The 6,158-nt window shown below is 61.7% G+C and carries 6 protein-coding genes; 3 read left to right on the forward strand and 3 right to left on the reverse strand.

Going from position 1 to position 6,158, the window contains the following annotated elements; genetic code table 11:
- Positions 1-11 precede the first annotated feature (11 nt).
- Positions 12-842, forward strand: a complete 831-nt coding sequence (cysE, locus tag Q0094_RS07175; RefSeq protein WP_297616996.1) for a serine O-acetyltransferase — start codon at positions 12-14, stop codon at positions 840-842.
- Between the two features lie 96 nt (positions 843-938).
- On the opposite strand, the gene typA is transcribed toward cysE, so the two are convergent.
- The 3 genes from typA to irrA all read right to left on the reverse strand — a co-directional run bounded on the left by typA (position 939) and on the right by irrA (position 3,995).
- Complete coding sequence (gene typA / locus Q0094_RS07180; RefSeq protein WP_297616988.1) at positions 939-2,756, reverse strand: translational GTPase TypA; 1,818 nt, start codon at positions 2,754-2,756, stop codon at positions 939-941.
- Between the two features lie 163 nt (positions 2,757-2,919).
- Complete coding sequence (locus Q0094_RS07185; protein ID WP_297616991.1) at positions 2,920-3,426, reverse strand: sulfatase-like hydrolase/transferase; 507 nt, start codon at positions 3,424-3,426, stop codon at positions 2,920-2,922.
- A 149-nt stretch (positions 3,427-3,575) separates the two neighbouring features.
- Positions 3,576-3,995 (reverse strand): iron response transcriptional regulator IrrA, encoded by a 420-nt coding sequence (irrA, locus tag Q0094_RS07190; RefSeq protein ID WP_297616999.1) that lies wholly within the window; start codon positions 3,993-3,995, stop codon positions 3,576-3,578.
- 163 nt (positions 3,996-4,158) lie between these two features.
- On the opposite strand from irrA, the gene fabA reads away from it, so the two are divergent.
- Complete coding sequence (fabA, locus tag Q0094_RS07195; RefSeq protein WP_297616994.1) at positions 4,159-4,668, forward strand: bifunctional 3-hydroxydecanoyl-ACP dehydratase/trans-2-decenoyl-ACP isomerase; 510 nt, start codon at positions 4,159-4,161, stop codon at positions 4,666-4,668.
- Between the two features lie 202 nt (positions 4,669-4,870).
- Positions 4,871-6,100 carry a beta-ketoacyl synthase N-terminal-like domain-containing protein gene (locus Q0094_RS07200; protein WP_297617002.1) on the forward strand — a complete coding sequence of 410 codons (1,230 nt, stop codon included), beginning with the start codon at positions 4,871-4,873 and terminating at the stop codon, positions 6,098-6,100.
- Positions 6,101-6,158: the final 58 nt, after the last annotated feature.

Raw genomic sequence — 6,158 nt, forward strand, 5'->3', positions numbered from 1 at the left:
AGGGCAAAGCCATGGCAAAGGTGCAACCGAAACTGGCAGGGGTCGATCCTGTCTGGAGCCGCATCCGCGAAGAGGCAGCACAGGCCGTTGCCGATGAACCGCTTCTGGGCGGCCTGATCCATGGCTGTGTGCTGCATCACGGAACGCTGGAAATGGCGCTGGCCTATCGCATGGCGCAAAAGCTGGCCTCGGGAGAGATGTCCGAACAGCTTTTGCGCGAGATCGCCGATGAAGCCTATGCCGCTGATCCATCGCTTGGGGTGGCAGCGCGTGCCGATATCATGGCGGTGTTCGACCGCGACCCAGCCTGCCATCGCTTCATTCAGCCATTGTTGTTTTTCAAGGGCTTTCAAGCGGTGCAGGCCTATCGTGTCGGTCATTGGCTCTGGCAACAAGGGCGTCACGATTTTGCCTATTTCGTGCAGATGCGTGTGTCTGAGGTATTTGGTGTGGATATCCACCCGGCTGCCCGCATCGGCAAGGGCATCATGATCGACCATGCCCATTCCATCGTCGTGGGCGAAACGGCAGTCGTAGGCGACAATGTGTCGATGCTGCACTCGGTCACGCTGGGCGGCACCGGCAAAGAGACCGAGGATCGCCATCCCAAGATCGGCGACGGTGTGTTGATCGGAGCAGGCGCCAAGGTGCTGGGCAATATCCGCATCGGCCATTGCTCGCGCATCGCGGCGGGTTCGGTCGTGCTCGAGGAGGTCCCGCCGTGCAAAACCGTGGCTGGCGTGCCAGCCCGGATCGTCGGCGAGGCTGGCTGCGAACAGCCTTCGATGTTGATGGATCACCTGTTGCCGGGCGCGGGAACGGTGGCGCAGGATAAGCCATAGGCTGTGCGTTCCGGGCCATCCTACGGGGCGTCATGAAATGAAAAAGCCAGCAGCATCGTTAGGTGCTGCGGGCTTTGATGCGTTTTGCGCCCGGCCTTAGCTGGCGCGACCCTGCCTTTTACGCTCATGGGGATCAAGAAAGCGCTTGCGCAAGCGGATCGCATTGGGTGTCACTTCGACCAGTTCATCATCATCGATATAGGCGATGGCCTGTTCCAACGTCATGGTTATGGGTGTGGTCAGACGCACCGCTTCATCGGTGCCTGATGCACGCACGTTGGTCAGTTTCTTGCCCTTCAGCGGGTTGACCTCAAGATCATTGTCTCGGCTATGCTCGCCGATGATCATGCCGGTGTAGATCGGTGCCTGTGCCCCGATGAACATGCGCCCGCGTTCTTCGAGGTTCCACAGCGCGTAGGCCACTGAAACCCCGTTCTCCATCGAGATCAGCACCCCCGCACGCCGCCCTTCGATTGGACCCTTGTAGGGCTCCCAAGCGTGAAAGACACGGTTCAAAACGCCCGTTCCGCGCGTATCGGTCAGAAACTCGCCGTGATAGCCGATCAAGCCACGCGAAGGCACCAGCGCGATGATGCGGGTCTTGCCCGCACCTGCGGGCTTCATTTCCTTCATGTCACCCTTGCGCGGCCCGGTGATCTTTTCGATCACGGCCCCGGTGAATTCATCATCCACGTCGATGGTGACCTCTTCGACCGGCTCGTGCCTGACGCCATCGATTTCGCGAAACAGCACCTGCGGACGCGAGATCGACAGCTCAAAGCCTTCGCGGCGCATGTTTTCGATCAACACGCCCATCTGCAATTCGCCGCGGCCTGCCACCTCGAAGGCTTCGCCGCCCGGCGTATCGGTGACCTTGATGGCGACGTTGCTTTCCGCTTCTTTCAGCAGCCGCTCGCGGATGACGCGCGATTGCACCTTCTTGCCGTCGCGCCCGGCCAGCGGGCTGTCGTTGATCCCGAAGGTGACGGTGATGGTCGGCGGGTCGATGGGTTGGGCATAGAGCGGCTTGTCCACTGCCAGCGCACAGATCGTGTCGGCCACGGTCGATTTGGTCATCCCCGCAAGGCTGACGATATCGCCGGCCAGCGCTTCCTCGATGTCTTGCTGGCTCAAGCCGCGAAAGGCTTGAATGCGCGTGACGCGAAACTGTTCCACCTTTTCGCCCAGACGGCTCAGCGTCTGCACGGTCTGGCCCACCCTCAGGCGACCTGATTCCACCCGCCCCGTCAGCAGTCGCCCCACAAAAGGGTCTGCACCCAGCGTCGTGGCCAACATCCGGAAATCTTCGTTTTGGCGCGCGATCTGACGCGGCGGTGGCACGTGGTTCACCACCAGGTCAAACAGTGCCCCCAAATCCTTGCGCGCACCGTCGAGCTTATGATCCGCCCAGCCCGCCCGGCCCGAGGCGTACATATGCGGAAAATCCAGTTGATCTTCGTCGGCATCGAGGGCTGCGAACAGATCGAAGACCTCATCGAGCGCGCGATCGGGGTCGGCGTCGGGCTTGTCGACCTTGTTGAGCACAACGATGGGTCGCAACCCAAGCGCCAACGCCTTAGATGTCACGAATTTCGTTTGCGGCATCGGGCCTTCGGCGGCATCGACCAGCAGCACCACACCATCGACCATCGACAAGATACGTTCGACCTCGCCGCCGAAATCGGCATGGCCGGGGGTGTCGACGATATTGATCCGCGTGCCCTTCCATTCAACGGATGTGGGCTTTGCAAAGATCGTGATCCCGCGCTCGCGTTCCAGATCATTGCTGTCCATTGCACGTTCTGCCACCGCTTGATTGTCGCGGAATGCACCGGATTGTTTGAGAAGATTGTCGACGAGCGTGGTCTTGCCGTGGTCGACATGCGCGATGATCGCAATATTGCGGAGGTCCATGGGGCGCCTTTTGAGGGAGACTTCGGGGTTGGCCCTGCCGTTACAGGCTATGGCCGCGTTTGGCTAGGCGGAAACGACCCCGGTTGTGGTGGCGGCCCGTTGTGACCTGATCGCGACACGCATCGCCAGGCAGGGCGCGGTCACTTGACCCGCCGAGCCGGATTTACAGCACCTCAGCAAAGCGGTCCGGGATACGGTAGATCGTCGTGCTGGCCACTGGCCCCCAGATGAATTGATCCTTGTGGTGTTCGGCCTGTCGCACCATCGCCGCCCGGATATCAGGCAGGGCGACATCTTCGCCGTCGATGTCATGCGTGCTGTGGCGCCACTTCAACGGTTTACGGCCGTGGCACACCCCGCCGCCCGAAGAACAGAAATATCGTGCCTCTTTCAGCCGACAGGTCCAGATGTCTTGCGCATTGATCAGGTCGAACACATGGCCTTCATTTGACAACAGGCCAATGTCATGTGGCATGCGCCCGGTCATGAAGCTGGCCCGCGACGGCCCACACAGCGGAATTTCGCAGTGCGCGGCGCGAAACACCGCCGCGCGCGCCATGATCCGGTCCAGATTGGGAGTCTGAAGGCGCACGCCAAACGCCGCACTTTGCTTCTGGAACGGCATGCAATTGTCAAAACTGACAAGCAGGATGTTTTTCCCGGTTGTCATGGGCCATCGCACTGCCGTCGCTCGTTATACTGTCACAGCACCCTTGATGGCATGCCGCACATGCTGCCAGATCGGAGCAACCTGCAATGGCACCGGATATCACCCCACAGGCTTGGCATGCGCCGTCCCAAAGGGCCCCGAACCTGTGATCAACTCTTGCGGCGCAGACGGATCACCACGTCGAGCTTGGCAATTTCATACCCTTCGGGCACTTCAGGAAGCGCGCGGATCTGAAGCTGTGCCGCCGGTGCATCGGTCAACCGACCGCTGTCTTCGAAGTGAAAATGCGGGTGGTCGTCCATTCGGGTGTCGAAATAGCTGCGCGAGCCATCGACCGTCACCTCCTGCATGAGACCCGCATCACAAAATGCCTTGAGCGTGTTGTAGACGGTGGCCAAGGATACGCGGTCGCCCGTCGCCAGCACCGCATCATGCAAGCCTTCGGCGGTCACATGGCGGTTTTGACCGTCGCCCACCAACATCGCGGCCAGGGCAAGGCGTTGCCGGGTCGGGCGCAGATCGGCCTCGATCAACCAGCTTTTTCCGCGTTCCAGCGCTTCGGGGGTCATGATCTTTGTCATCCTTGGCCTTGACATATGTATATTGAGGGCTTTGGCGTCGCGTTTCAATGTCAAACCGCCCGATCGCCCGCCACACTTGCGTCGTTACAAGCCCCGATGCTAGACCGGGCGTGCCGGCGCAGGGCCGGGGTCGTGCATTCTGCGGGGGGACATGGCAGATTATCCCACTTCCTTTGACCGTGACGCGCTTTTGGCCTGTGCGCGCGGTGAATTGTTCGGGCCCGGCAATGCCCAGCTGCCCGCGCCGCCCATGCTGATGATGGACCGCATCACCGAGATATCCGAAGACGGCGGGCTGCACGGCAAGGGGCATGTGGTGGCCGAATTCGACATCACCCCCGATCTGTGGTTCTTTGATTGTCACTTTCCGGGCAACCCGATCATGCCGGGCTGTTTGGGCCTTGACGGCTTGTGGCAACTGACCGGCTTCAACCTTGGCTGGCGTGGCTGGAAGGGGCGGGGTTATGCGCTGGGTGTGGGTGAGGTGAAACTGACCGGAATGGTGCGCCCCGATCGCCGCATGCTGACCTATTTTGTCGATTTCACCAAGGCGATCCAGACCCGCCGCCTGACCATGGGCGTGGCCGATGGCCGGGTCGAGGCCGATGGCGAAACGATTTATCTTGTCAAGGACATGAAGGTCGCGCTGAGCGAAAGCTGACCGGTCTTGTGCCCCATGCCTTGGGTCCTGATCCCGCTTCAGTCTCGATCCTTGTGAAAGCGGACGGCCCCCCGGCGGGTGTGAACCGGAGGGTTGGGGAATATTGCCAAGTCTTTCGTGCAACCCATATGGGCAAAGCTATCGGCTTGCACGGGTGCCCATCCATGCCCTACACAAGCGCCGAATGACTGAGGGAGGCCACATGCGCCGTGTCGTCGTCACGGGATTGGGCATCGTCTCGCCCATCGGAAACACCGCCGCCGAGGTGGAAGCCAGTCTGCGCGCCGGTCGCTCGGGGATCGAGACGCACCCGGATATGGTGGCGCATGGCTTTCGCAGCCAGATCGCCGGCACGCTCAAGATCGACCCGGCCGCGCATATCGACAAGCGGACCCTGCGCTTCATGGGTGCGGGTGCGGCCTATGCCCACATCGCCATGGCTGAGGCCATCGCGCAATCGGGCCTGACCGAGGATCAGATTGTCAACGAGCGCACGGGCCTGATCGCGGGGTCGGGCGGGCCATCGACCAGCGCCATGTTCGCGGCCCACCAATCGGTGCTGTCCACGGGTGCCACCAAGCGCATCGGTCCTTTTGCCGTGCCCAAATGCATGTCCTCCACGATCTCGGCCAACCTCTCCACGGCCTACAAGATCAAGGGCGTCAATTATTCCATCACGTCCGCCTGCTCGACCTCGCTGCATTGCATCGGGGCGGCGGCCGAACAGATCATGCTGGGCAAGCAAGATGTGATGTTTGCGGGCGGTGCCGAAGAGCTTGACTGGACGCTGTCGTGCCTGTTCGACGCCATGGGCGCGATGTCCTCGAAGTATAACGACACGCCGCAAACAGCCTCGCGCGCCTTTGATGCGGGCCGGGACGGCTTTGTCATCGCAGGCGGCGGCGGCATCGTGGTGCTGGAAGCGCTCGATCACGCGCTGGCGCGCGGCGCCACCATTCTGGGCGAGGTCACGGGTTTCGCCGCCACCTCCGACGGCCACGACATGGTCGCCCCAAGCGGCGAGGGTGGCGAGCGCGCGATGCGCCTTGCGCTGCAATCCCTGCCTGCGGGGCGCCGCGTCGATTACATCAACGCCCATGGCACATCGACCCCCGTGGGCGATGTGGGTGAGGTGCAGGCGGTCCGCCGGGTGTTTGGTCAGGGCACGACACCGCCGATTTCCTCGACCAAATCCATGACCGGCCATGCCCAGGGCGCCGCCGGCGCGCTCGAGGCGATTTTCTGCCTCCTGATGCTCAAGGGCGATTTCATCGCGCCCTCGATCAATGTCGAAACGCTGGACCCAGCGTTGTCGCCGGGTGAGATTGCGACCGACCTGCGCGAAAACGCGGGCCTCGACACGGTGATGACGAATTCTTTTGGCTTTGGCGGCACGAATGGCTCCATGCTGCTCAGCCGGTATCACGGGTAACGATCATGGCGAATTTGATGGCGGGCAAGCGCGGGCTTGTGATGGGTGTGGCCAATGA

It is taken from the genome of uncultured Roseicyclus sp. (assembly GCF_937892565.1).
GTDB lineage: Bacteria > Pseudomonadota > Alphaproteobacteria > Rhodobacterales > Rhodobacteraceae > Roseicyclus.